A 23885-nucleotide genomic window follows, 5' to 3' on the forward strand; every position below is an offset into this window, starting at 1 on the left:
CTTTTTTGTTGATATGACAGCGTTTGTCTATGTTCTGGAAAAAAATATATTTGAAAAAGATCTTAATACATACTATAATCTGTGTTCAGTTACATTATAAAAAACTTTCGCAAAATTTAAAAACAAGAAAGGCAATTGGAGAGGAAAATATGAAAGAATTATCCAAAAAAGAAACCATATCGATAGGACTCATGTTATTTGCCTTGTTCTTCGGTGCGGGGAATATGATTTTTCCACCGGCATTGGGGCAATCCGCCGGGACAAATGTCTGGATTGCCATGCTCGGTTTTATTATAACTGGAGTGGGGCTGCCACTGATGGGCGTGGTGGCTGTCGGCCTCGGCGGAGGGAGTCTGTCGGCACTGGCTGGGCGCGTTCATCCGGTATTTGGCGTACTGTTTACGGTTGTCGTCTACTTGGCGATCGGCCCGTTTCTGGCGCTTCCCCGTACAGGGACGGTTACGTTTGAAATGGGGGTATTGCCGTTTCTGCCCGAGTCGGTGAAAGGCAGCTGGGTACCGCTGTTTATCTGCACCGTGGTCTTCTTTGCCCTGACCTACTGGCTTTCCCTGCATCCGTCAAAATTGGTGGATCGCATCGGGAAAATTCTGACACCGGCGCTTCTGCTGATTATTGCGGTCATGTTTTTCCAGGGAGTGACACATCCGATCGGCGATGTGGGAGCACCTGCCGAAGCATATCAATCGACACCGTTTTTCAAAGGCTTTTTGGAAGGGTATTTGACACTTGATGCACTGGCTGCCATGGTCTTCGGGATCGTCGTCACGACAGCGATCAAGGAATTCGGCATCACTGACCGCGCGAAATTGTCTCTGTCTACAATCAAAGCCGGCATTATTGCGGCAACCGGCTTGGCCCTGGTTTATCTGGCGCTCGGCTACCTCGGCGCTACCAGCAAGACATTGGGTGTCTCGGACAACGGGGGGCAAATCCTGACTGCTGTGGTCCAACACTTGTTTGGCTCGATGGGATCTTTGCTGCTTGGCCTGGCTGTTACACTCGCCTGCATCACGACATCGGTCGGCCTGGTGACTGCCTGCAGCCGATTTTTCTCGGATCGCTTTCCGGTTGTATCTTACAAAACGATGGTCGCAGTCTTGTGTGTGTTTAGTACAGCCGTAGCCAATGTGGGGTTGACCCAGCTTATTGCCTTGTCCGTACCAGTGCTTGTTGCCATTTATCCGCTGGCAATCGTGCTGATGCTGCTGTCCTTTTTGCACCCGGTATTCAGAGGATATTCTTCCGTCTACATCGGGGCAATCGTCACTACCGCAGCTATCAGCCTGACAGATGGACTGAAGCAGCTCGGCGTTCCGATGGACGCGATAACTGCGCTGTATAAACACCTGCCGCTTTACGCGGAGGGGATCGGTTGGCTTCTGCCAGCATTCGTCGGAGGAATGCTTGGCTACCTTTGGGGAAGCCTTCGCCAGGGAAGTACGAAACAGAAAACCATCTACTAGGAAAAAACAAACGGCACACCCTAATCGGGTGTGCCTGCTTTTTGCTTGGCAGCAGATTGTTGGAGATTGGAAAGCGCGACGCCCAAAAAGATAAAGACTGCGCCGGCGAAAAATCCAATGCCGAGATGTTCTCCAAGCAGAAGCCAGCCCAGAGCAGCGCCGACGATCGGCTGAACGAAGAAAAATCCAGCTCCGCTACCCGCCTGGAGCAGTTCAAAGCCTTTATTCCACAGGTAAAAGGCGCCTGCCGTAGAGATAATCCCGATATACAGGACACCGGCCCAGATTTTCCAGCTGAAATCCCAGGATACAGCTGTGACGGACAACTCCCACACCATGACCGGACTGGTAAAGATGAGACCAAACAGAGCGACATACGTCGTTACCGCCAAAGAGGAGTAGCGCAAAGTCGCCTTTTTGCTCATGACCGTATACAGCCCCCAGCTCACCGCGGCGACCAGAAGAATGAGGTTGCCGAGCAGGGAAGATTGGGCGTCCGCCTCGTCGGGAAAACCGATCACAATCAGGACACCGATCGTAGCCAGCAGGATGCCCGCGAGCTGCAGCTTGTGGATGCGCTCTTTTAGCAGCCAGACGGCAAACAGCGCGATGAAGGCCGGGGAAGCAGCGGTAATCAACGCTCCCATGTGCGCCGTCGAAAGCTTGGTCCCCAAAAATTGCGCGCCGATCGAAATTGTCACTCCGACAAACGCGATCGCCATGATCATGGGAAAATCCTGTTTGGCGATGAACTCACGCCGTGCCACTACAAATACCCCCAACACGACGGAAGCAATGGCAAAACGGATAATCAAGAGTGTAAATGGCGGAATATCTTCCAGTACTACCTTGCTTACCACATAGACGCCGCCCCAAATGGCTGCTGCCAAAGTCAGGCAAAGCGCTCCAAACAACTGCTGTTTCCACATCGCATTCATATCAACGTGCCCCTCCCGGAAAAATGGTACTGTTTCTTTTCCGTAGCCGGGGGGACGATTTCACACGTTCCCTCTCCGACTAGGTGAGGAGAACGACGGGTACATCACATTCAAAACGCGGACGTGCGAGCATGGTTTCACCTCCTTTAAAGGACAAAGTTGTGCTGGGGAAAGGTCAATCCGCGATTTGCTTGCCCAAGAGCAGGACAGGCTGGGTCAAGCGTCCGACGGGAGCCGTGACCTGGCGATACTGTTCAAAGCCGAGCTTTCCCCAAAACCGGAGAGTCTGCTCGTCCTGGGCGATCACCCCTAGATGTAGCTGTGAGCACCCTTGCTCTGCACAGTATTGCTCCAGAAGCGAGCAAGCCTCACGACCGAAGCCTTGGTCTTGGCAATCCCTGTGAATCAGAAACAGGCCAATCCACCCTTTTCCCGGGGAAGGATGAGCAGTGGAGAAGTGAACAACCCCGATTATCTTCGGTTCCGGCTGAGTGGCTTGCGCGGTCCGTCCAGTCTCTACGGTCTCTACAGTCTCTACAATCTGTACGGTCATCCAATGGCCGGAAGGAATATCGAGCATCGCCTTGTACTCCTGCTCAAGCTCGGCCAGGCTGAACGCTGCAGTTCCGTTTCGCCAAAGATTGTAGGCGGGGTGACTGTTGTACACTTCCAGCACAGCACCCAGGTCATCCGGGGTCATCTCCCGAAGCCATACATGTTTTCCTTGAAGCAAAAGACTCATCGTTTGCCTCCGTATTTGCGGATCAGCCCGATCTGGCCCGCGTGATACCCTGTATGGTAGATCAGCCGGCCCAACGCTTGCCGGGGGGATAATGTTCCGATCGGAGCTTCCACAGGGTGGTCCCAGGCTTCGCTGGGCAGTTGACGAAGTGATTCCAGCAAGTATGCATACGACTGTTCGCGGAATGCAAGCAGAGCGGAAAGGTCGGTAAATTGACCCTCATCCTTTACCGGTCCAATCGTGTCCAAGGTTACCGTATTTGGCAGCGGGCGGCCAAAAAACATCAGGCAAAAACGATACTCGACTTCTGCGATGTGCCGGATCAGAAACCCGACAGAATTGGAGCCGTCGGCCAGCTTCCAGACCAGCTCGCCCTCGGTGAGATTGGCGAGAGCATCCTGGTAGCGGGAGCGCGCCATCTGCAGTGCAGGCAGCAGCATTTGTTCAAACATCGGCATCTTCCTTTCCGTGTCCGTACTGTAAGCGCTTGTGTAAGCTCTATTATAGTGAAGCCTGGAACAAAATACAGCCGTATCCTTCGGAATATTCCGAAATAGATTCCGAATGAATGTTCACTCAGTTCCTTTGTTTCGGTATACTAGGGAAAAGAAGGGAGCGATGAGTATGCAGCAGCACTTGTTTGATCTGGTTGTCCGTTCTACCGATATTGATTTTATCGGGCATGTAAACAACGCCAAGTACTTGGAATATATGGAGTGGGCGCGCTTTGACTGGATTTGCCAAAGGGGGTTTACACTAGACGAGCTGCAGCGAAGAGGACTGATGCCGGTAGTGGTGAACATCAATATCAACTACCGCAGGGAGCTTCGCATGCTTGAGCAGGTGCAGGTGCGGACGCGGGTGCTGGGGATCGGCGAGAAAAGCTATGTCATCCGGCACGAGCTGTACAAGGAGCAGGGTGAGCTTGCAGCCGATGCCGATGTGACGATGGTGATGATCGATGCGAAGACGCGCCGCTCGGTAGCGTTGCCGGAAGATTGGCTGGGCGAATTGGCAAAGGCTGCGGAGGGTGAGCAGGAGAGATAGAAGCTTTCTGGGAGGAAAAAGGAAACGGCGATCCGGTGCGGGCGAAATGGTAGAATGAAAGAAGCAAACCTGGAAGCAAGGGGGCCGTATTTCTGTGAGCAAAAAAGAATACAAGCTGATCCTGTTTGACCTCGACGATACGCTGTTTGACTATTCGCAGAGCTGGGAGGCGGGGATGCGCCTGACCATCCGCCGCCATCCTTTGACTGCGGGTCTGAATGAAGACGACTTTTACTGCAAGCTGAAAACATACAGCGACGAGCTGTGGCCGGATTTCACAGAGAACCGGATTTCGCTGCGGGAGTATCGCCACCAACGGATGGAGAAGGCCACTGCCGACTTTGGACGTGCTGCGAAGCCGGAGGAGATGGATGATTTTCAGAATATGTTTATGTCGGCTTGCTTTGAGGTGATCGCGCCAGTTCCGGTTGTGGAGGAATGCTTGAGCAAGCTTGCCGAACGTTGCCGGCTCGGCATCGTGACAAACGGACCGGAGGATATGGCCTATACCAAGCTGGAGCGGCTCGGCCTGTCCAGGCTCTTTCCGAAAGAAACGATCGTCATCTCTGAAGTCGTCGGCTATCACAAACCGGATTGGCGGATTTTTTCAGCGGCATTGCGGCTTTTCGACGCCAAACCGGAAGAGACGCTGTTTGTCGGAGACAACTGGGAAGCTGACGTCGCCGGAGCGATTGAGGCAGGGATGGACGCAGTCTGGATCAATCCGCGCAAGCTTCAGCCGGCTACCGGCCACGTGCCGCTCGCTGTCGTGGAGCGGTTGGAACAGTTGGCGGACATCCTCGTCTGAAATGTCACGAAAAAGGGGGCAGTGCCCCCTGGCTACTCCTCTAGGAAGCTACTCCATCCAAGAAGCTACTCCTCCAGGAAGATCCGCTCGAGCGAAGGCTCGTCCCCGCAGACGTGGTAAATATCGACCCCCGCATGGACGAAAGCGCGAATCAGCGCGGCCACCTTTCGTTTGTCATCGACCCAAGGGAAAGAGCCTCCTCCCGCCATTCGAGGTGTTTGCCCAGTCCTTCCACAAACGAAACCAGTTCATACGGCTTGTCGGCCAACGCTGCATGGCGCACAGTAACGGTACGCCAACTGCGATGCTTGGCCTGCAGCTCGGAAAGGCTGCCCGCTGCAGCAATCGTGCCTGCTTTCATGATCGCGATGCAGGTGCAGATTTTTTCGATCTCATGCAGATTGTGCGAGGTTATGAAGATCGTCCGTCCTTCTTTTTGCAAACGCAGCAGCAACTGCTGGATTTGAAGCGAGGACTCCACATCCACTCCAGAGGTAGGCTCGTCTAAAAACAGCAGCTCCGGGTCACCTAGGAGCGCTTGCGCAATGCCGAGCTTCTTTTTCATACCGAAGGAAAAAGCCTTGGCCCTCTTCCCGGCATGCTCGGCCAATCCCACTTCTTCCAGGATGCGGTCGCACTCCTTCTTCGTGACGCGTATTCCTTTCACACGGCTCAGGTACAACAGATGATCTCTGGCCGTCAGTGAATCATAAAAGGTGGAGTAATCCGGCAGTACACCGATCCTGCGTTTCCACTCCGCGGTGTTTCCGTCTCCGTCAAACAGGCGAATGGTTCCCGAAGAGGGGCGGACAATACCGGTCAGCATATTGATAAAGGTGGATTTTCCGGCTCCGTTTTTTCCTAGAAAGCCGAAAATTTCATTTTGCTGTACGGTGAGCGACACGGAATTGACAATCGTTCGTTCCCCGAATCGCTTGGTTAACTGGACAGTCTCTATAAGCGGCATTTAAAAATCCCTCCTTTGAAACAGCAAGGCAGAGGCGGCGAGAAAGAGAAGCGCATAGAGCCAGATCACGCCGATGTACGCTTCGCCTTTTTCCAAATACGCATAAGGCAGCAAATAGCCGATCCACTTGGCGGCAGGCTGGCTGGAGGCAAGCGTCCAGATGCCGAGAATCGGGAGGAATAAACCGAGAATGATCCCCCCGAACATGGTGTAGCTGGGACGGGCGATCAGCACAGAAAGCAACAGGCACAACGAAACGCTGTACACCAGCATGGACATGCACTCCAGGAAGGTCTTCTCATCAAAAGTATGGACAGAGGCCAAGACTGTTCCAAAGGTGACCAGCATGCAGCACAGCCAGAAAAGCAGAACGCCGAAACATTTGCCCAGCACAATGCGGAAGCGGGAAGTGCGGGTGACTAAAAAACGGACGGTCCGACTGGATACTTCCCGGTTGATCATGTCATGCGATAATCCAAAGACAAACAAAGGGCCAAACAGCATGACCAAGGCAAAAACGCCGAGCGCATGGCCCTCTGTCAGCTCATGCTGGGAGATGAAGCCGGCGGCCTGGTTGACCAGATCGGACACCCAGTACGATACGCCGGCAATAAAAGCGATGGTGATCAGGGATTTGACGCTTCGAAACAGTCGGATAAATTCGTGAATGCAGATAGCCCACATGGTTTCCACTCTCCTTTCACCGTCAGTGTAAAGGAGCAACCTTATCAGCACCGAATGTCTGCCTTACCATTTCCTTAACGCTCGGTGTCAGCAGCCGTGGAAGGATGACAGGGAGGGGGGGCGGAGCGGAAAAATTGCAGCGTGTTGTGAAAAAAGCAAGCAGTGACCGTAGTTGCCCAGTAAACGTAAAGGACGCAGATCCCATGAGACCTGCGTTCCGAAAAGTGAAGCGATGCAGAGCTTCCATCGCCTTGGCCTGTTTTCCATGAGCCGGTAATGGCTGCTCCGTATTTTCCCGCCTAATCATCGCTTCTGGACGAATGATTGAGCAGTTTTGTCCCTTGGAATGTTCTCATGACCTCGGTTGCCATTTGCATGCCATTGAGAATGGTTCCAAGATCAATGTTTAGGTTCGGAAGCTGAAACAGCGACCGTCTTCGCGGCCTATTTTTCCGCTGCGTTTTCGACCACTCTTGATAATACTGATCGAACAGTTCGGGATTTCTTTGCAGCCTTCTCCTTGAAACCTTCTTTCCCTTTAGCCAATCCATAAATTCCGGTGAAAATGAGTCGCTTTTTTGGTTTGTTCGTCTAGCCAAATCTTCTTTTCACCTCGATTCGCAAATGAAAAAATGCAAAGAGAGAAAGCCTGTTCATTCTCCCTTTGCACACACTTTCTGCTCCAAAGGTCATCATCAATCACAATCGCAGCCTACGATGACCAGCAAGATGAACAGTACCAGGATGAGAGTAAAGTCGTCAGATCCGTTAAAGAGCCCCATTCTCCTCCCCCCTTTCAACAGTAACACTATATGTCCGCAGATTATTTTTGCTTGAGCGGGTGCCTGAAAAGAGGACAAAAGCAGAGTGGAATTTCAAAAGCGCCTTTCAAAACTGGTAGGAACAAAAAAGACACGGGCATGTTGGTTGCCGTGTCTCATGTGGCGAAAGCAGCAGGCGTCAGGGGGCGACTTGTTTTTTCATCAAGGGGAGTCGACGGTCCGGAAAAACAGTGGAAGGGATGTCGCCAATCCGAACAGCTCCCATCTTTTCATAAAAACCTTCTGCGTACGGATCGCTGTGGATGAGAAAATGGTCAATGCTGAGGGAGCGGGCGGTATCCATCAAGTGGTTCCACAACGCTTTTCCGACCCGCTTGCCGATGGCAGCAGGGTCTACGAACAGATCGCTAAGCTCTGCCCCGGTTTCGTCTACGGATAAACGGTAAAATCCCAGAATGTTTCCAGCCTCCTCGGCCAGAAACACATGGGAGGTCTGAAGAAACGCAGGGGTAATCGTCAACTCCTGCCGACATGCCTCCATAAAATCGTCATCGTAGCCCCAATATCCTTTTGAGCGAAATGCCAGGTCGCTGAGTGCAGGTGTTTCTTCCGGGCGGGGAGAACGAATAATCATGGCAGGACCTCCAATTTTCATCTATACAGAAAGTATACAATATTTCCCATAGTGAGGTGTAAGATGGAACGTGTGAAAGCGATCCTCGAAGAGCTGGGATTGGAGTATGAGCTGATTGAACACGAGCGTCCGGTTCGTTCGGCCAAGGAGGGAGCAGCTCTTTTCGGCATTGACATGGGGCAGACTGCACCGGTATTGATCGCAATAGCTGATGATTCACATGTCGCCCTGATTTTGTCGGGCAAGCGTGGGCGCATAAGTTTCCAGTCCCTCGCCGCTCAACTTGGCTACCAAAGCATAAGAATGACCCGGATGGATGAGGTAAAGGGATTGACCGGGTACGAGCCAGGCAGTATTCCGCTCATCGGGCACGGTTTGCCGGTCATTCTGGATGAAGAACTGTTCAACTACCCTGAAGTATATGGGGGATCAGGGCACCCAACGTGGACACTAAAGCTGACTCCACAAGCTCTTGAAAAGGGGAGCAATGTAATTGCAAGGCTTGCATAAAACGAAAAAACGCGAAAGCAGCTTTGAACTGCCTCCGCGTTTTTTGCATTCACACTATGCCATTTAGTGAATGTCACGTTTTTTAAACTGTCCGCCCCGTACATCGTGAATATTGCCAACTGCCAAAAATGCCGATGGATCGACTTCTTCAACGATCAACTTGAGCTTGGCTTCTTCCAGACGGGTAATAATGCAGAACACCACATTTTTATCATCCCCGGAATAACCGCCTTCGCCCTTCAAATAGGTAACGCTGCGGCCCAGGCGGGCGACGATGGCGTCACCGATATCTTTGTGGTTGTCGCTGATGATCCAGACTGATTTCGACCCTTGAAATCCTTCGATTGTCAAGTCGATCATTTTAAATGCGATGTAATAAGCCATCAGGGAGTACATGGCGCGATCGACGCCAAATACGAGTCCTGCGCTACCCAGGATGAACAGGTTAAAAAACATCACAATTTCACCGACAGAGAACGGAGTCTTTTTGTTGATCAAGATAGCCACAATCTCTGTTCCGTCCAAAGACCCGCCGTAACGAATCACCAGCCCCACACCAATGCCCAGGATGATTCCGCCAAAGACAGCAGCCAACAGGGGATCTTCGGTGACTCCTTTCACATCGTGAAGCAGGGAGCTCACAATCGACATCGTGCTGACTCCGAGCAGTGTGGAAATCGCAAAGGTTTTTCCGATCTGTTTGTAGCCAATTACGAGAAAAGGCAGGTTCAACAGAAATAAAAACATCCCCAACGGCAGTCCCGACAGATGCGCGATAATAATGGAGATACCGACTATTCCGCCATCAATAATATGATTGGGGACCAAAAAAATTTCCAGCCCAACAGAAAATAAGGCGGATCCGATCAGGATAAAGAGTATTCGCTTGATAAGTTTGGCAACAGACAGTTTTTGATGATGCGATGACTTTCCTTGCACACCTTCCAAAGGCAACTCCTCCCGGATGTCCAGATTTTCTCTTCGCTTTATTATACCATTTATTGTAGGCAACATTTTAGCTGCATGTAAAGTTCGGAATGTTCAAACTGTTGCAGGCAGTATACCCTCCGCCTGAGAAGAGGATATCCTGCCTGCAAGCTTGGCTTTACCAAACCCGGATTAGCTGACTGTTTTCCACCTGGCAAGCTCGGGAAGATGTTTTTGCAGCATCGCGCGGGCCGCATTTTCTTCCATGCCTTCTTCCTTTAAAAAGGGAACACAAATCTCGATCATTTGCTCCATCGTGATGTCAGGCTGCTTGAAGGCTCCTTCTTCGTAGCAGTAGAGGCAATACTCGCTGTTTTTGGAGCCGTCTTTTTCGGTTCCGAGGATGTGGGCATCCACCATGGGCATACTGCAGCTTTGGCAAAAGGTTTTCGTCATTGAACAACTGCCTCCTTTTATTGGGGATGTCTCCATGATAATGAAGCAAACCTGACAACTGTCTGTCATGTTTCGTCGCGTTTTTTTCCTCCAGCTTTTTGTTCTGCCGAGATGGAAGAACATGTCGGTGACGAACTGCCCGAATAGACGCTCCCGATCTCGTGAGCCAGCTTCTGAATGTTTTCCCGAAAAAAGAGCGGCTCTACGACTTCTACCCTGGGACCAAAGCTGAGGACAAACCCGTACAGCCAGTCGTCGAGGGGATAAGCTTCAGAGACCCAGCAATACCCTTGTTCGTCGATACGGATGTGATCGACGCCAAACATTTCTTCCACGATGGAACGGATCTGGGGAACGAACCGGAGGACGAGCTGGACGGTTTGCCCCGGTTTTCTCCATTCATTGTCCCATGGCAGCTCCTCCAGATTGATCGGTCTGCGTTGAAAGGCGTCTTCCAGCAGAACGGGCTCCTTCAGCCGTGACAGCCTGAATAGACGGAATTCGCACTTGTTTGTACAGTAAGCGTAAAGGTACCATTGGCGTCCTTTTAAAACGAGAGTGTGCGGCTCCACGATTCGCTCGGAAATCGTCCCGGAGACGTTGTGATAGGTAAAGGAGAGCAGGCTGGATGTCTGGATTGCGTGCTTGATCCGCGTGATCTTTTCTTTTTGCGGAGCATCTCCTCCCCATGGGCTGTAATCGATATAGATCTGCTCGGACATCATCTTGAACGCCTCGGACTGTGTGCTTTCCACTATGCCGCGAATCTTCCCGAGTACTACCTCAGCCCGTGCATCCCGGTAGGTCGAGGCAACGCTTTTCAGAGCCATCGTGACTGAGGCCAGCTCCTCCTGGGTCAAAATGTGCTGGTTGAGCCGGTAGTTTTCCATAATGCCGATGCCGCCATTGGCTCCCTGATAGCTGACAATCGGGATGCCTGCCTGATTGATCGCTTCGATATCCCGGTAAATCGTTCGGACAGATACCTCAAACATGTCGGCAAGCTCTTTGGCAGGTATACGCCTCCTCTGGATGAGGATCATCGTGATGGCAAGAAGTCTGTCCAGTTTCATCGTTCAGGCCCCCTTTCTACAGATTGCGGACCCGATACCTGTTGCATGGCTGACAGGTGAAACCGTTTACGAGCGATCCGCTTTTTCCAGTGAAACGAAGGATTGATACACTTTTCCGGGCTCTTCCCATTCCTGAAAGTCGCCATTGGTATACTCACTTATTGTTTTCCTCCAGAATAGTTGGGCAGGCACGTTGGAAGCCAACTGAACAACCTCCCAGTGGCCAGGGAACATGCGAAATACCTGGTGAGCAATGGCTTTGCCAATCCCGGACCTGCGATATTTCCGCATAATGAAAAATTCTGCAATGGAAAAATAACTGCTGCCCAAGTGATTCTCGTCTGCGATTTTTCTCACAAGCACAAACCCGGCCCATTTGCCCTCGGCCTGGATGAGAAACGGAAAGCGATCCGGTTCCGTCCAATAGTTGTCCAAATAAGGATATCCGTATCGTCCCTGTTCGTCCACATCCAAGTCCATATATTCACTAAAGTCGTGATTGTACAGCTCAAGCAAATTGCTTATAATTGATTTTTCTTCCAGAGCGGCTTTTTTTAATGTAAATTTCACAAGGTACCCCCGATATACGTTATCATTCTTTTGGTATTATAGGGACATTTTCGTAAGTTCTGCAAGAAACTTCCAAAAATTAGTGGAAACATCTGCTTTAAAAGAGAAAGTGGACAGAACCCGCGGCATAAGCTTACCTTGGCTTTGAAATCCGGTTTGCCATTTTAGCCAAACGACGAGAGGATGGGGCGGAGTAAGACCATAGAAAAGGAGAAAGGGTACAACAATGATTCGGAAGGTAATGACAGCATGGCTGGTATGTGTGCTTTTGTTTGCGTTCAGTCCATTCACGACACATTCCAGCGAGGGGCAGACATCTTTTCAAAATCCGTATTACAAAGCTGCGTGGGACGCAAAGGGACAACTCAGGATTACGGACGCTGGAGGCAAGGAGATTCTTCGTTCAGTCCAGTATGTGGCTGAGTACGGGGACATTTACAATCTGCTCGTTCCGCAGCTTCCCGCTGGGACCAGCAAAATCAAACTGGACGCGCCGCCAGCCATTCCGGTGGGAAGCATGATACAAATTCGCTCGGAATCGTTCGCGGGCAGGCTGAATGCGCCGCTCGTTCATCAGGCCAAGGTAACAAGCGTACAGGGAAATGAACTCGCCTTTTCGCCGCCGGTGTCAAAACCGATAGATACCAATATGTTTATTCGGCGGGAGCATACGATTGTCCGCCAGTATCAGAAGACAGCGGTGCTGACCGAGCAAAAGCCCGACGGCCTGCTCGTCAAGGTGATCGGAGATACTCCGGCTGCCCAGGTAGAAACGAATTACCTGCTGCGCCAAAACAGCCCGGTCGTCGATGTGGAAGTGAAGACTACATACAAGCGTCAAATCAAGGTTTTTCGCGAGGCGCTGACACTCAGCTTCGCGCCAAAGGTGTCAGAGGTCTATCGGAAAAACAGGAAGGTAGATACGCATTCTTTTCAAAAGCAATACTGGTTGGACCGGGAAGGCGTCTGGTTCGGGCAAGGAAAGCAGTCGGCTTTTCTGTACCACACCCCGCACGTATCGTCGCTGGAGTTGAACACGGTCCAAAATCAGCTGGTCGTCAATCTGGATCATATGGGAGATCACCGATACGTAGAGGAGACCGTAGGCAAGCAGGTCGGGAAGGTGAGACACGCCTCCGAATACAAGCCACAGGAACAGCGGATCAATACATTTTCACTCATAGTCGGTTTTCAACCGTCACTGATGCCGCGGCTGATGAACCAGCCTCATGGGTTTCTCGCGACGCACGTCTGGACGGAGCATGCGGATGAACAGTCGCTGGCAAGCAACAGGGCGGCTTACTACGGCTCGGAGAAGATTGCGAGCCCGGATAAAGCAGTGGGTGGTTTTGTCAAATACAAGATACCTGTGACCAAAAGCGTCTTTTATTCGAACCCGTATTACCGTCTGCAGCAGCCGATGAATGTAGCGCTCCATGAGAACCAGGAATTCCTGCAGTTCTTGAAGGATTTGCACAAGCGCGGAATAGAAATCGGGCTGCACACGGCTTATCCGTTCGATTTGCACCTGTACCGGGATGTGGCGGAGAACATCCTGGCTTTTATGAAAAATGAGTTTCATAGCGTGACCTGGATTGATCATGGCTACGTAAAATACAGCTTTGGCTTTCAAGGCTTGGACATCAAAACTCCCTATTATATCGCCGATTTGTGGCAAAAGTACGACACCCGGTATTTCTGGCACTACAGCTCGGAGGACGTGACCAACGTCAACCAGGCATTTGACCTGTTGCAAACGAGAAATGGAGACAGCAGAAGAACGCCCCTGTATTGGGCCCATCCGACAGTGACAGGCCCGTTTTACTCATGGGCGGCAGCGATCGTTCCCGAAAATACGATGTATAGGTACAATGAACAAAATTTACTTCAATTAATCAATGATCGCGGTGTTTTTATCAGCCATGCCTATATCGCCAGAATCCCGCAAGGCAAGGCCGCGGGGAAAATTTTGAAACGGGATCAAAAAGGAGCGCTGGTCATCCAGCCAAGCTTTGATCAATTGCTGAAAAAGATGGCTTCTCTCCGCGATCAGCAAAAGCTCTATCTCACTACCGTGCGGGATTTGATGAAGTACTGGCTGGCGCTGGAGCAGGTGCGGATGGAGTACGATGCAAACGGTACGGTGCGGGTTTACAATGACGGACCCGCGAAAATATCCGGGCTTTCGATGGCTGTAAGAGGTGCGGAGGTGTACGTAAACGGGAAAAAGCCTCCGCAAAAGAAGGACCAGGGAGACCTGATCTTCTGGTTTGACCTGGAGCCTCATGCCCACGCCGTGATTGCGAGAAGTGCTGCGGCCAGCATGCCAAAAGCGGCCGGTACGACAACTCCGGCTAGCACGACAGCCACGGCCAAAACAACACCTGCTGTGAACAGATGAGAAGGCAAGGCGCTTCCGACAAAGGCGCCAGTCACTCGTCAAACTGATTGGTTTCGGTCAAGACGCGCAAAAAGTCAAAATCAGGAACGAGATAGGAAGCCGGGAGACGGTGTGCAAACTCATTCCATCCGCCCTCATCCAAGCGGTGGCGGAGGCGGAAGGCGAAGAGCTGCGCAACTGAATCCCGGCTTTTTTTCTTCTCCCCCGCAGGCGCAGCGACCCGGTGTTTCCTCTTCATCTGGAGGTAGAGCTGCTCGACCTGCTCGGCCCACTTGGCAGACGACCATTCGTTCATCCCGTAAGTCTTGGAGCTGTTTCGCAGATGACTTGCCAGCTCCGGGGTGTCCAAAAGCTGCAGAAGCCTCTCTGAAAGCTCCAGACTGTTGCCGGCTTCAAACAGCAAGCCCGTTTCGCCGTGTCGAACCATTTCCTGGATCACGCTGCTGTCACAAGCTACGATCGCTGTTCCAGCGACCTGTGCCTCCATAAGCGGAAGAGGGAAGTCGACAGCAGGTGCGGGCCACACGACAATATCCGTTTTCGCCAAGAGAGATGGCCAGTCTGTCCGTTCGCCGAGAAGCAGCACATGCCGAGTCAGGTCTTTTTCCCTGCAATACGCTTCAAGCTCCCCTCTCCACGGACCGTCTCCAACCATCCAGCACAAAAAATCGTCCCGCTGCTGCTTGAGCCTTGCCAGAGCGTCCAGCAGCGTAGCAGATCCGCTTTGAAAATCCAGTCCGGGCGGGCAGGCAATGATCTGCACACCTTTCTTTTTTTCGACGGGAGGATACGGTTCATATTGGAGCCATTGAAGAAAAGGGGTAAATTCCATTCCTCGATGGATCACGGCTGAATGCCCGTCCGGTATAAAAAACTCCTCCTGCCATACTTTTTTCAGCCATGCGCTGGGAACGATGGCCTGATCGCAGGAAGTGGCAGCCATGTACTCCTCGCAGGCGACATACCGCGCTTTCAGACTGTCCGGGGATGTGACTTCCGCCGCCACCGCCGGATCGTGCCGAAGCAGTCCGCCGCACTGATACAATAGCGGGACATGAGAAGGCTTTACCCGCCAAACAGCCCTTGTCGCCAGCGCGTCATGGGTATGGATCAGATCGTACTTCCCCAGATCAAAGAGGGACAGGATCAGCTCAAAGGTGTACCGTTCGATTTCTCTCCAGCGAATCCATGGATGGACATGGGGCAGATATTTTTGATAGTAACGAAATACTTCATCGTACACCCGCTCTTTGATTGGCGCTTTTGGGACGGATTGGCCTTGCAAATTCAGCGTCCATGGACCCGATCTTGTCTGGGAGATCAAATAGACGCGCTGCATGTCAGGATGGTGGCCCAGGACATCGACTTGATGCCCGCGCTGCTCCAGCTCTTTTTGCAGCAAGGAAAAAGGCGATGGGAGCTTGCCAGCTTGCGGAATTTGGCCATAGGTGGCAAACAGGATTTTCACACGTATCACCTGCTTTCTTTTTGACTCTTCAGCGGAAATTTGCTGCTTTTTCGGTTTATTCAAATTTCCTTGCATATTTGTTACAGACCCGCTTTATTGTTCTGTCATACAACGCCCAGCAAACTCAAAAGCTTTTGCAGCGAATCCGGCGGGATCGTCAAGTCTTCCTTCCCCCGCAGCTCGTGCACCGATTCTGGAGATCGTCTGCCGCTGCCGATCAGGTAGGCATAGCGTAGCTGTGCGTGATTGCTCAATGCCCAGTAGATCGGATTCACATATCCGGGTGAAAACAGCTCGATCACGAGTGTCCCCGGTTTGCAAAAGACGATATTGGTCAGATTGGCTCCGTGAGGGGAAATGATGACATCGGCGGAGGCAAACAGACGTATTTGTTCGGACACGCTGTATTCGCTCGGAGTAATGGTGACAAAACCGTGAGACCCAAGCGGGCTGACAATCTGCTGTTCATTGGATACGCGCCGGTGAAATGCATCTGCCCGACTGACGTAAATACGCTTGTGGTTCAGGGCCCCCGATGGACCTGGACGGAAAGACTCGCTCGCTTCCTTGCTCGGCGCTGTCTGTCCAATGGAAGAGGGCAGCAGTTCCTTGCGCAAGAAATCGACAGCCCATTTGGGATAATGGGACGTATAGCCGATCAGCGACGGGATGACTGCTTGCTTTACCTGACAATGGCTGTCCGCTTGCGGTTGGAACCTTTTTCCGGCTGGAATGCCGAGCATGTTCAGCGTCTCATCCTGAAAGGGAAGGATCGGGATGGACATATAGTTAAAGACGTACCTGTCGATCGACAGGCCGCTTTTCCGGATCAAATCAAGCCGGGGCAGCACGTCCAGCATCCAGTGAAAATAGCTGTCGCTGGCGGTGTAGGTAAGTACTGCCCAGGTCTCATCATAATGCTGCGGGGCAGGCAGAGAGGATTGGCGAAAAACAGAATGCTGCTCCGGAGGCTCTGACGAATGCTCGACCGACACATCCCACACCAGCTTGTTTTCCGGCGTAACCACCGCCCCTTTTGTCCCCCAGAGCCGTCCGTCCGGGATGATCCCTACAAAGGGGCTGGGGTGGCTGGTAAACGGTTTTTCTCTAAATTCCCAGGGAGCAGGCTCATCCAGGCCAATGGGCAGCGCGAAGTCGCTCTCATGGTCGGCGTAATATTCCTGAAACAGCCCGTCCATGGATCGGCCTCTCGCCAGATGGTAGGCTACCCATTCCCCCATCGTTCGGTAGAAACCGTCTGGAGCGGGATGGCCATCGGTGATTTGGCTCATGAAACCGGCCCTCCTTTCAAAAAAACTCTTGATAGTGTATGTACAATCATTCGCGTCTGCATACGCAGTCATGGAGCCTGTCGAAAAAACATCTCCTGACCAGCGGCCGCTGTCTCGCGGTGCTTGAAAAGGGGAGATGGCGTCTGCTGTGGAAGTAGAAGAGACTGGGAATCAACCCGGCATATGCACGGTTGGTAAAAACCGGAGCGGACAAGGGAGGGGCTTGCCGTGGGCTTTCGAGGATCTGATTTTTTTGACGACGATTGCATTTTTCAAAACTATATGGCGCGGCGCGAAGGACAGGAGAATGCCAACGATACTTTGGAAAAACCGCTGATACGGGAAATGATGGGTGACGTGAGCGGCTTGTCGGTTTTGGATCTTGGCTGTGGCGACGCCCGGTTCGGCATCGAACTGCTGGAAGCGGGATGTGCGGACTATCTGGGGGTGGAAGGATCACACAACATGGTCGAAGCGGCAGCAGGAAATTTGCATGGCTATCCCGCAAAGGTGGTCCATTCCACCATCGAGGATTGGCCATTTCCTGCAGGCCGCTTTGATCTTGTGCTCTCCAGATTGGTGCTTCACTACATCGAAGATCTCGATTCGCTTTATTGCCGTATCCATCAAGCCTTGAAGCCGGGCGGGAGACTTCTTTTTTCTGTCGAACACCCCGTCATTACGTCTACGCTGCAGACAGCAGGGCAACGGACGAATTGGCTGGTCGATCAGTATTTTGTCAACGGACCGAGGCAGCAGCACTGGATGGGTGGAACAGTTTCCAAGTACCATCGTACGATCGAAGACTACTTCCTCGGGCTGCAGAAGGCCGGCTTTACTGTAGAACAGCTAAGGGAATCCCGGCCGCTCAGGGAAAACTTTCTTCATCAGGAGACGTATGAGCGGCGGATGAGAATCCCTTTGTTCTTGCTGCTTTCCGGGAGAAAGTGAAACCGGCATGCTGTCGTCATCGAGAAGGGAGAAATCCCGGCGGCATCTGAACAGAAGCAGAAGGAACGCTGATGAACAGAAAGAAAGCTGATCATCTAGAAAGAAAACGCCCGGCTGTGCGAGCGTAAGCGTAAAACGCCGCGCAGTCGGGCTAAAAAACGAGAAAAGATAGCTTTCCCCTTCGGCAAAGACATGCTTGGAAGAGGTGGAGCTATCTTTTCTTATCTTTCGTCAGGCAATCCGTCAAACGCTTTTCTTGTTTACGAGATCAAACGTATGATGCTGGCAGCGCGGGCAGCCGCGCATTTTTAGCATTTCAATCGTAGAAAAGCGCTGCTGAAAGCCGACCTGCACGCTTCCATTGCATTCCCTGCAGCGGTATGTCCGCATCGTCCTTTTCACCTCGCCGGTATACAGCGCATCGTCGAAGCCTCCTTTTATTTTGGGAGTTGTCTGCTCAGTCGTTTTCAGTACGATCATCTGGCCTCTGTTCCCGATCATCTCCGCCCCCTCGTATTCATTGAAATGCGGAATGATCTCGCTGACCATCAGCCCCATCCGGATAAACTCGCGCTGCATATCGAGCATAAAGCCAGGCGATTTATGGGCGAAGGACAGGAAGATAGGCAGTCCTGTCTTTTGCTTGAGCAAACTGATTCCCCGTGAAACGAAAAGGCTCATGCCTGGCAGCGTATAGGGCGGGTCGGTGAAAAAACAGCCAAATGTGCCGAGCTGCTTCTGGGACAGAGGCTTGCGGAGGTCTGCACGGTGACCGCTGATCGGCAGGCCTTCGCGCCAAGCGATGTCCGCGATGAACGCAAGGAACCGATCATCGATGTCGACGACGGTGATCCATGCCTTGTGCTGGACCGCTTCCGGGAACAAACGCTTGAGCAGCAGTCCGAGAGATACGCTCACCAGATCATCATCGCCGACGCACAGAATCCTGCTGCCGATGAGCGCATGATGTTTCAGGCAAAGAATCGCCCGCCTCAAGCTGGTCTCCGGCGTGCATTTGGACTGGTCAATCTCTACATTTACCTGCGGACGAGCAGGGAACCATTCGTAGAGACGAGACAGGATGTCGGCGAGCTCGGCCTTCCAATCGCAGTCCTCCAGCAGCTTGCGGTACAAATCCATGTCCAAACCGTCGAAGCCCCACTTTTGCCGAACGTATTCTGCCCCTTCTTCGGTGCAGCAAACTCCGCGATCCTGGCGAAGCGCGCCCAATTTGATCAGCTCCTTTTTGATTGCAGCCGTCACGGGAACAGGCAGCAGGAGCTTGCGAGCCAATTCTTTCGTAGAGATGCCGGGATTGACAAAAGACTCCAGCAGGAGCTGTTCGATCGCCTGTACACCTTCCTGCAGGGTTATGCGTTTGCTTGCGAGTTCTATATAATTTTTCAATCGGATCACTCTTTTCATCGTTATTTTTCAAAAAACAAACAGGCAGAAAATGAACACAGCGTCCATCTTCTGCCTGTTTGGGCATGTGTTGACGATACACGGATTCCAGGGAGCAGGGTACGACAAATAAACGCTCCTCCGGGACATGCGTGTAAACAAACAAAACCGCGCATAAGAGCACGGTCGTCTGCAGTCAACAAAGATATTGAATGGGATGGCCGGTTCTTAACTAATTGGGTATCCCCTCATGTTCCCAGCACAAATAGACCACGAAAAATGTGGGTTTTTTGCAAGGAAAGCAGGAAAACACCCTATCAAATTTGATTAGTTAAGAACCAACGCGGACATCAAGACATCCCCTTAATTTCAGTAAAGTTATTCATAGTATAGCTGGAAGCGGATGGAATTGCAAGGCTGCTTCCATTTTTTCCATATCGGCGGAAGCCCGGATTCGCATCAGAAGACAGTGGCAGGAATAGGCCTTATTTCCATGCACTCGATCCCTTTACACAAGAGGGAGATAAAGATAACGTAAAGGATGGGAGTTTTATATCGAACGATTATCGATCCTGTGGATCAACCCGAAGGAGCTACACAGATGAATGTTGATAAGAACACGGAAAACTCTTGGGCATCACCCGATCGAGAGGCAGGAGCGGGGAGAATTCTCATGGTTGTCTCTGTTCAGCCTGAAAAAGAAGCGGTCTTGCGCGGACTGGGCGGCGACAGCCGGTTTGACGTCCTGGTAGGGGGCGTCGGTTCCGTAGCGGCTGCTGCCAGGACGGCCAGAAGACTGGCAACAGCAGAGTCCGGTTACAGCCTGGTCATCTGCGCAGGAATCGCCGGCGGATTTGTCGGCCAGGCGGAGGTAGGCTCTCTGGTCGTGGCTGCCGAGATTATCGCGGCCGATCTCGGAGCCGAGACGCCGGATGGCTTTTGCAGCGTGGACGAGCTCGGCTTCGGCTCCGCCCGCGTGCAGGTCGAAGATAAGCTCGCATCCCGCCTGACCGAGGCCTTGCGGGCAGCGGGACTTCCCGTCTGTCACGGTCCGATCTTGACGTTGTCGACGGTAACGGGCACAGCGGCTACCGCCTCTGAGCTGAAGGCCAGAGTCCCGGAAGCAGCCGCCGAAGCGATGGAGGGATACGGCGTCGCAATAGCTGCAAAGGACAGCGGCCTGCCTGTCCTGGAAATCCGTTCAATCTCCAATGCGGTCGGTCCGCGAAACAAGGCGGCATGGCGTATGAAAGAGGCCTTTGAGGCGCTCGAAGCCGCATGCAAAGTAATTCGGGAGGTACTATGATGAAGATTGCGTTTTCTCCTTGCCCTAATGACACATTTGTTTTTCACGCCTGGGTGCACGGACTGGTTCCCGGCGCTCCAAAGCTGGATGTGATGTATGCAGACATTGACATTACCAACGGACTTGCGGCAAGCGGACAGGGGCCGGAAGTGCTGAAGGTTTCCTATGCGGCTCTTCCGTGGCTGCTCGATGACTATGCTCTTCTGCCATGCGGCGGGGCGCTTGGCCGGGGCTGTGGCCCGCTTGTTTTGACGAAAGGCAGTCTCGCTGGAACGAACGATCCGTCCGTGCTGTCGGGCAAACGCGTGGCTGTCCCTAGCGAACGCTCCACGGCGTATCTGCTGTTCCGCTTGTGGGCAGCCCAGAATGTACCCGGAGGCGTGGGCGAAATCGTGGTCATGCCGTTTCACGAAATCATGCCCGCCGTCCGCGATGGATTGATCGATGCGGGACTGGTGATTCACGAGGCCCGCTTTACGTATCAGACGTATGGGCTGACAATGCTCGCTGATATGGGAAGCTGGTGGGAGTCGGACACCGGCCTGCCGATTCCGCTCGGTGCGATCATTGCCCGCCGTTCGCTCGACCTGGACAAGCTGGCGGAGTGGACGCGGGCGTCTGTCGAGTACGCCTGGGCGCATCCCGAGGCATCTCAAGACTACGTGATGAGCCACGCACAAGAAATGGACCCTGAGGTAGCCAAAGCTCACATCAATCTGTATGTGAACAGCTTCACGGCAAATTTGGGAGAAGACGGCTATGCCGCGGTGACGGCGCTGTTGGGCCGCGCTGCCGAGGAAGGACTCGTACCGAAGTTCGATCTGGCGGCGCTGCGAGTATAAAAGCGATTGATGCAACAAGGAAGGCTGAAGCCTCTGTCATTTGTTCAAACGAACAAGTGCAGGGGCTTTCTTTTATGGAAAAAAAGGGAAAGGTCGGAACTTGTCGAATACGGGAGAGGGATGAATAACGGTAGTGTGATCAACACCCAAAGTGATAGGCAAGCCGTTCGATCCATACGTGTGCACAGAAGAGGGATGAAGGGGAAGGCTGCTTATCTCTCGCGATGAGGTGACCGTGATGAACCGTTTTTTGATTGGCCAATACGCAGGTTTTGACGAGAAAAAATACAAGCGTGATTTCCGGGACGGCTTTTACGGAATCGAAGCGTGTCTGTTTTCCGCACCGGAGGATATCGCCAAACTGGTCGGGGAGTCAAAGCGCAGGGGCTTTCGGATCGGGGTGCACTTTCCGTTTCGCTCCGGCTTCTCCCCGCTGAGAGACGCGCTTTTCCTGTCTTCTGATGATGAAATTCGAGCCAACGCGTACGCCTATATCGAGAACGAGCTGGCGTATTTATCCGCTTCGGTCCAGCCAGAATATGTGCTGTTTCATTACCCCAAACCGGTTATCTTGGACGACAGGGTAGATTGGGAAAAATGGCGCTTTTACGATTCGGCGGAATACATGTATGAAAGTGCCTGCAGCTTTGAAGAGACAGCGGCGAAAAGCGAGGAGCTGTTTCAGTGGCTCACGGAGAAAAGCGTACAGTACGGCTTCGTTCCGGTGCTTGAGTTCGACGCGCTCAATCGGTATGTGTACGAGGCCGATTTTTTGGAAAGCTTGCTCGTGCGCTATCCGGCCATCAAGCTATGCCTGGATACGGGACGGCTCTTTTTTCAGGAAAAGCTGGATCCGCATTTCCGGGCCAAAGAGGTCATCAAAAAGTACGCCAAATATGCAGCGACGATCCATCTATGGACGCTTCGGGTGAATGAAGAAGGGGATTTACAGCACTATCATTACCCCGTGCTCCCTGATCAGAATCCTGCGGACGGATGGGCTCCCATCGAAGAGTATTTGAACATCATCGCCGCAGAGAACGACAGCGTGCGAATCATGTTCGAGCACCGCTCTGACCTGATCGCTGATGAACAGTTGGAAAGCTGCTATGCATGGGTCGCAGGCATCATCGACAAATCCGCGGGCAAGGGAGCGGTAGTGGAAACGCTGCAAGAGCGGGAGGAAAGGGAGCAGTAGACGTGAAGAAAATTTTTTGGCTATTCCTGTGCATGTATCTAGCAGTTGGCCTTACCGGGTGTGAATCGGACAGCTCGCTGCCCAAAGCGGGAAAGGGCAATCTGGCGCAAAGCGAGCATTACCATGTATACGGAGGCGACACGGAGGCAATGTACTACCGGCCGGTTGAATTCAATCAGGTGTTTCCGTATCTGCCTGAAAAGCTGAAGCAAAATGCAAAGCTCATCGACCCGGGCAAGCTTCCTTTTCCGGTGGGAAAACAAAACGCTTATCTCGTCAGCTTTCAAAGTGGACAAGAAAGCGGACATTTGCATCAGGTGCAGTTCTCCTATTTAAAAGACAAGGACGAATACGGCAGATATGGCAACGAGTTCGTTATCGTCCGCATGACGGAAACAGCTTCCGATCCTTTTGTGGGGTTCGTCGGGCGCAAGTCAGGGACGGATGATATGGGAAACAGGATTGAAGTGGAGACCATTGGCGACGACAATATACGCCTGTACCATCACATCCTGCAAACAGGAGGCGGCTACGTGTACTCCTACTATGACTGGGATGAGCAGAAGCGCTCTGTCCAAATGGTGAAAACCATGGCAAATGAAATCGATTTCTACCACAACGGGGTCATGTATCAAATCGGTTATTTGGTGAACGGGAATCAGTTTGACGAAAATGTGCAGAAGCAGATGGTGGCGCTTGCCAAGGAATTGGTTGCGGACGAGGAAGGATAAAGGATAAAGAGGCGGAAACCTGGAGTATTCATTAGCAGGTTTTCGCCTCTTCTATTGCGGGACAGCCGCGAACACGCTGGGATTCTCGATCTGCTCGTTTTGCATGGAAAGCCAATACCTCCTGCCGCTTGGCTGGATTGTGAAAATGGCCCGTGCAGACAAACGTTACTTTTTCAAATGATCACGCAAAAATGCCAGCTGTTGTCTTCGCTGCTGTGCTGCCCCCTGACGAGCATGCCGAACGCAGCATAGCCGTGCAACGCCCAATTGACCACGTCATGGATGCCGCCGTCGAAGCACCAGTCATAGCCGTGATAGAGAATCAGCCCCGGATGTGCGCCCGGCTTGTCCGGAACGGCGAAATACCCCTGAATCCTTGCACCTCCAAATCCACGGTAGCTGAGCTGATACAAGCGAACACCGTCTGCGGGATGTGTCAGCGGCGCAAGTTCATAGGTGAGCGGTTCCTGATCCAGAAGCGCTTTGGTGGCTTCCCAAAAGTCTGCAAAATCGTCTTTTCGCGTAAGCGCCGGACGGTATGTCTGCAATTGGTCCAATGGCAAATCATATGGCTGCATGAAAAGTTCCTCCTGTGATCTGCGATGAGTAGAGCAGCTTGGTGGGAATGTACGTTCTTAGTATAAGTGAAAAAAAAGCCCTTTCCACAATA

General features: G+C 52.3%; 24 protein-coding genes and 1 pseudogene. 10 read left to right on the plus strand and 15 right to left on the minus strand.

The genetic code is table 11. The features are described from left to right. The first annotated feature begins 149 nt into the window (after positions 1-149). The gene (gene brnQ, locus NST96_RS05785) at positions 150-1484 is read left to right on the plus strand and encodes a branched-chain amino acid transport system II carrier protein (RefSeq protein ID WP_340701145.1); all 1335 of its coding nucleotides are present in this window, start codon (positions 150-152) and stop codon (positions 1482-1484) included. A 20-nt stretch (positions 1485-1504) separates the two neighbouring features. Here the strand turns inward: brnQ and NST96_RS05790 are convergent, their stop codons facing one another. The 3 genes from NST96_RS05790 to NST96_RS05800 form a co-directional block, all read right to left on the minus strand. After that, complete coding sequence (locus tag NST96_RS05790) at positions 1505-2422, minus strand: DMT family transporter (protein ID WP_340701146.1); 918 nt, start codon at positions 2420-2422, stop codon at positions 1505-1507. Between the two features lie 175 nt (positions 2423-2597). Next, a complete protein-coding gene (locus tag NST96_RS05795; protein ID WP_340701147.1) occupies positions 2598-3164 on the minus strand; it encodes a GNAT family N-acetyltransferase in 567 nt (188 codons plus the stop codon). Continuing rightward, on the minus strand, positions 3161-3616 hold the full coding sequence (locus tag NST96_RS05800; RefSeq protein ID WP_003391106.1) for a DinB family protein: 456 nt from the start codon (positions 3614-3616) through the stop codon (positions 3161-3163). Before NST96_RS05800 ends, NST96_RS05795 begins: the two co-directional genes overlap by 4 nt. Before the next feature lie 172 nt (positions 3617-3788). Between NST96_RS05800 and NST96_RS05805 the strand changes: the two genes are divergently transcribed. Both NST96_RS05805 and NST96_RS05810 read left to right on the plus strand, forming a co-directional pair. Beyond that, positions 3789-4211 carry a thioesterase family protein gene (locus tag NST96_RS05805; protein ID WP_342406534.1) on the plus strand — a complete coding sequence of 141 codons (423 nt, stop codon included), beginning with the start codon at positions 3789-3791 and terminating at the stop codon, positions 4209-4211. A 94-nt stretch (positions 4212-4305) separates the two neighbouring features. Further along, a complete protein-coding gene (locus NST96_RS05810) occupies positions 4306-5019 on the plus strand; it encodes an HAD family hydrolase (protein WP_342405736.1) in 714 nt (237 codons plus the stop codon). Positions 5020-5084: 65 nt separating this feature from the next. On the opposite strand, the pseudogene NST96_RS05815 reads toward NST96_RS05810, so the two are convergent. From NST96_RS05815 to NST96_RS05830, 4 genes and pseudogenes are all read right to left on the minus strand, one after another. After that, positions 5085-5986, minus strand: a pseudogene (locus NST96_RS05815) (ABC transporter ATP-binding protein). Then, positions 5987-6670: an ABC transporter permease subunit gene (locus NST96_RS05820; protein WP_039071420.1), complete on the minus strand. Its 684-nt coding sequence runs from the start codon at positions 6668-6670 to the stop codon at positions 5987-5989. A 695-nt stretch (positions 6671-7365) separates the two neighbouring features. Beyond that, positions 7366-7452 (minus strand): YjcZ family sporulation protein, encoded by an 87-nt coding sequence (locus NST96_RS05825; RefSeq protein ID WP_031932133.1) that lies wholly within the window; start codon positions 7450-7452, stop codon positions 7366-7368. Between the two features lie 178 nt (positions 7453-7630). Further along, on the minus strand, positions 7631-8086 hold the full coding sequence (locus NST96_RS05830) for a GNAT family N-acetyltransferase (protein WP_003391117.1): 456 nt from the start codon (positions 8084-8086) through the stop codon (positions 7631-7633). Between the two features lie 63 nt (positions 8087-8149). Between NST96_RS05830 and NST96_RS05835 the strand changes: the two genes are divergently transcribed. After that, positions 8150-8596 (plus strand): YbaK/EbsC family protein, encoded by a 447-nt coding sequence (locus NST96_RS05835; RefSeq protein ID WP_003391118.1) that lies wholly within the window; start codon positions 8150-8152, stop codon positions 8594-8596. Between the two features lie 63 nt (positions 8597-8659). Here the strand turns inward: NST96_RS05835 and NST96_RS05840 are convergent, their stop codons facing one another. From NST96_RS05840 to NST96_RS05855, 4 genes are all read right to left on the minus strand, one after another. Beyond that, positions 8660-9544, minus strand: coding sequence for a YitT family protein (locus tag NST96_RS05840; protein WP_003391120.1), 885 nt, complete (start codon positions 9542-9544; stop codon positions 8660-8662). Positions 9545-9715: 171 nt separating this feature from the next. Then, entirely contained in the window at positions 9716-9979 is a 264-nt protein-coding gene (locus tag NST96_RS05845; RefSeq protein ID WP_003391123.1) for a zinc ribbon domain-containing protein, read from the minus strand. A 65-nt stretch (positions 9980-10044) separates the two neighbouring features. Beyond that, positions 10045-11052 carry a YafY family protein gene (locus NST96_RS05850; RefSeq protein ID WP_003391126.1) on the minus strand — a complete coding sequence of 336 codons (1008 nt, stop codon included), beginning with the start codon at positions 11050-11052 and terminating at the stop codon, positions 10045-10047. 66 nt (positions 11053-11118) lie between these two features. Continuing rightward, positions 11119-11622, minus strand: coding sequence for a GNAT family N-acetyltransferase (locus tag NST96_RS05855; protein ID WP_342405741.1), 504 nt, complete (start codon positions 11620-11622; stop codon positions 11119-11121). A 226-nt stretch (positions 11623-11848) separates the two neighbouring features. Here NST96_RS05855 and NST96_RS05860 point away from each other — a divergent pair, with 226 nt between their 5' ends. Further along, complete coding sequence (locus NST96_RS05860) at positions 11849-14023, plus strand: hypothetical protein (protein WP_342405743.1); 2175 nt, start codon at positions 11849-11851, stop codon at positions 14021-14023. A gap of 31 nt (positions 14024-14054) precedes the next feature. Here NST96_RS05860 and NST96_RS05865 read toward each other — a convergent pair whose 3' ends face one another. Together NST96_RS05865 and NST96_RS05870 are read right to left on the minus strand one after the other, a co-directional pair. Then, positions 14055-15491, minus strand: a complete 1437-nt coding sequence (locus tag NST96_RS05865; protein WP_170208411.1) for a glycosyltransferase family 4 protein — start codon at positions 15489-15491, stop codon at positions 14055-14057. A gap of 104 nt (positions 15492-15595) precedes the next feature. After that, positions 15596-16783, minus strand: coding sequence for a glycosyltransferase family 61 protein (locus tag NST96_RS05870; RefSeq protein ID WP_342405745.1), 1188 nt, complete (start codon positions 16781-16783; stop codon positions 15596-15598). 228 nt (positions 16784-17011) lie between these two features. Between NST96_RS05870 and NST96_RS05875 the strand changes: the two genes are divergently transcribed. Next, complete coding sequence (locus NST96_RS05875) at positions 17012-17734, plus strand: class I SAM-dependent methyltransferase (RefSeq protein WP_003391137.1); 723 nt, start codon at positions 17012-17014, stop codon at positions 17732-17734. A 243-nt stretch (positions 17735-17977) separates the two neighbouring features. On the opposite strand, the gene NST96_RS05880 is transcribed toward NST96_RS05875, so the two are convergent. Continuing rightward, positions 17978-19141, minus strand: a complete 1164-nt coding sequence (locus tag NST96_RS05880) for a bis-aminopropyl spermidine synthase family protein (protein WP_338462352.1) — start codon at positions 19139-19141, stop codon at positions 17978-17980. A 598-nt stretch (positions 19142-19739) separates the two neighbouring features. Between NST96_RS05880 and NST96_RS05885 the strand changes: the two genes are divergently transcribed. The 4 genes from NST96_RS05885 to NST96_RS05900 all read left to right on the plus strand — a co-directional run bounded on the left by NST96_RS05885 (position 19740) and on the right by NST96_RS05900 (position 23215). Then, a complete protein-coding gene (locus NST96_RS05885; protein WP_251237662.1) occupies positions 19740-20444 on the plus strand; it encodes a futalosine hydrolase in 705 nt (234 codons plus the stop codon). Next, on the plus strand, positions 20444-21286 hold the full coding sequence (locus tag NST96_RS05890) for a 1,4-dihydroxy-6-naphthoate synthase (protein WP_003391143.1): 843 nt from the start codon (positions 20444-20446) through the stop codon (positions 21284-21286). The genes NST96_RS05885 and NST96_RS05890 overlap by 1 nt, the downstream gene beginning before the upstream one ends. A 238-nt stretch (positions 21287-21524) precedes the next feature. Continuing rightward, positions 21525-22484, plus strand: a complete 960-nt coding sequence (locus NST96_RS05895; protein WP_243015134.1) for a sugar phosphate isomerase/epimerase — start codon at positions 21525-21527, stop codon at positions 22482-22484. A gap of 2 nt (positions 22485-22486) precedes the next feature. After that, positions 22487-23215: a hypothetical protein gene (locus NST96_RS05900; protein WP_003391146.1), complete on the plus strand. Its 729-nt coding sequence runs from the start codon at positions 22487-22489 to the stop codon at positions 23213-23215. Between the two features lie 173 nt (positions 23216-23388). On the opposite strand, the gene NST96_RS05905 is transcribed toward NST96_RS05900, so the two are convergent. Continuing rightward, a complete protein-coding gene (locus NST96_RS05905) occupies positions 23389-23793 on the minus strand; it encodes an acetylxylan esterase (protein ID WP_122957809.1) in 405 nt (134 codons plus the stop codon). Positions 23794-23885 lie beyond the last annotated feature (92 nt).

This window comes from Brevibacillus sp. FSL K6-2834 (genome assembly GCF_038592925.1).
Taxonomy (GTDB): Bacteria; Bacillota; Bacilli; order Brevibacillales; family Brevibacillaceae; genus Brevibacillus; species Brevibacillus borstelensis.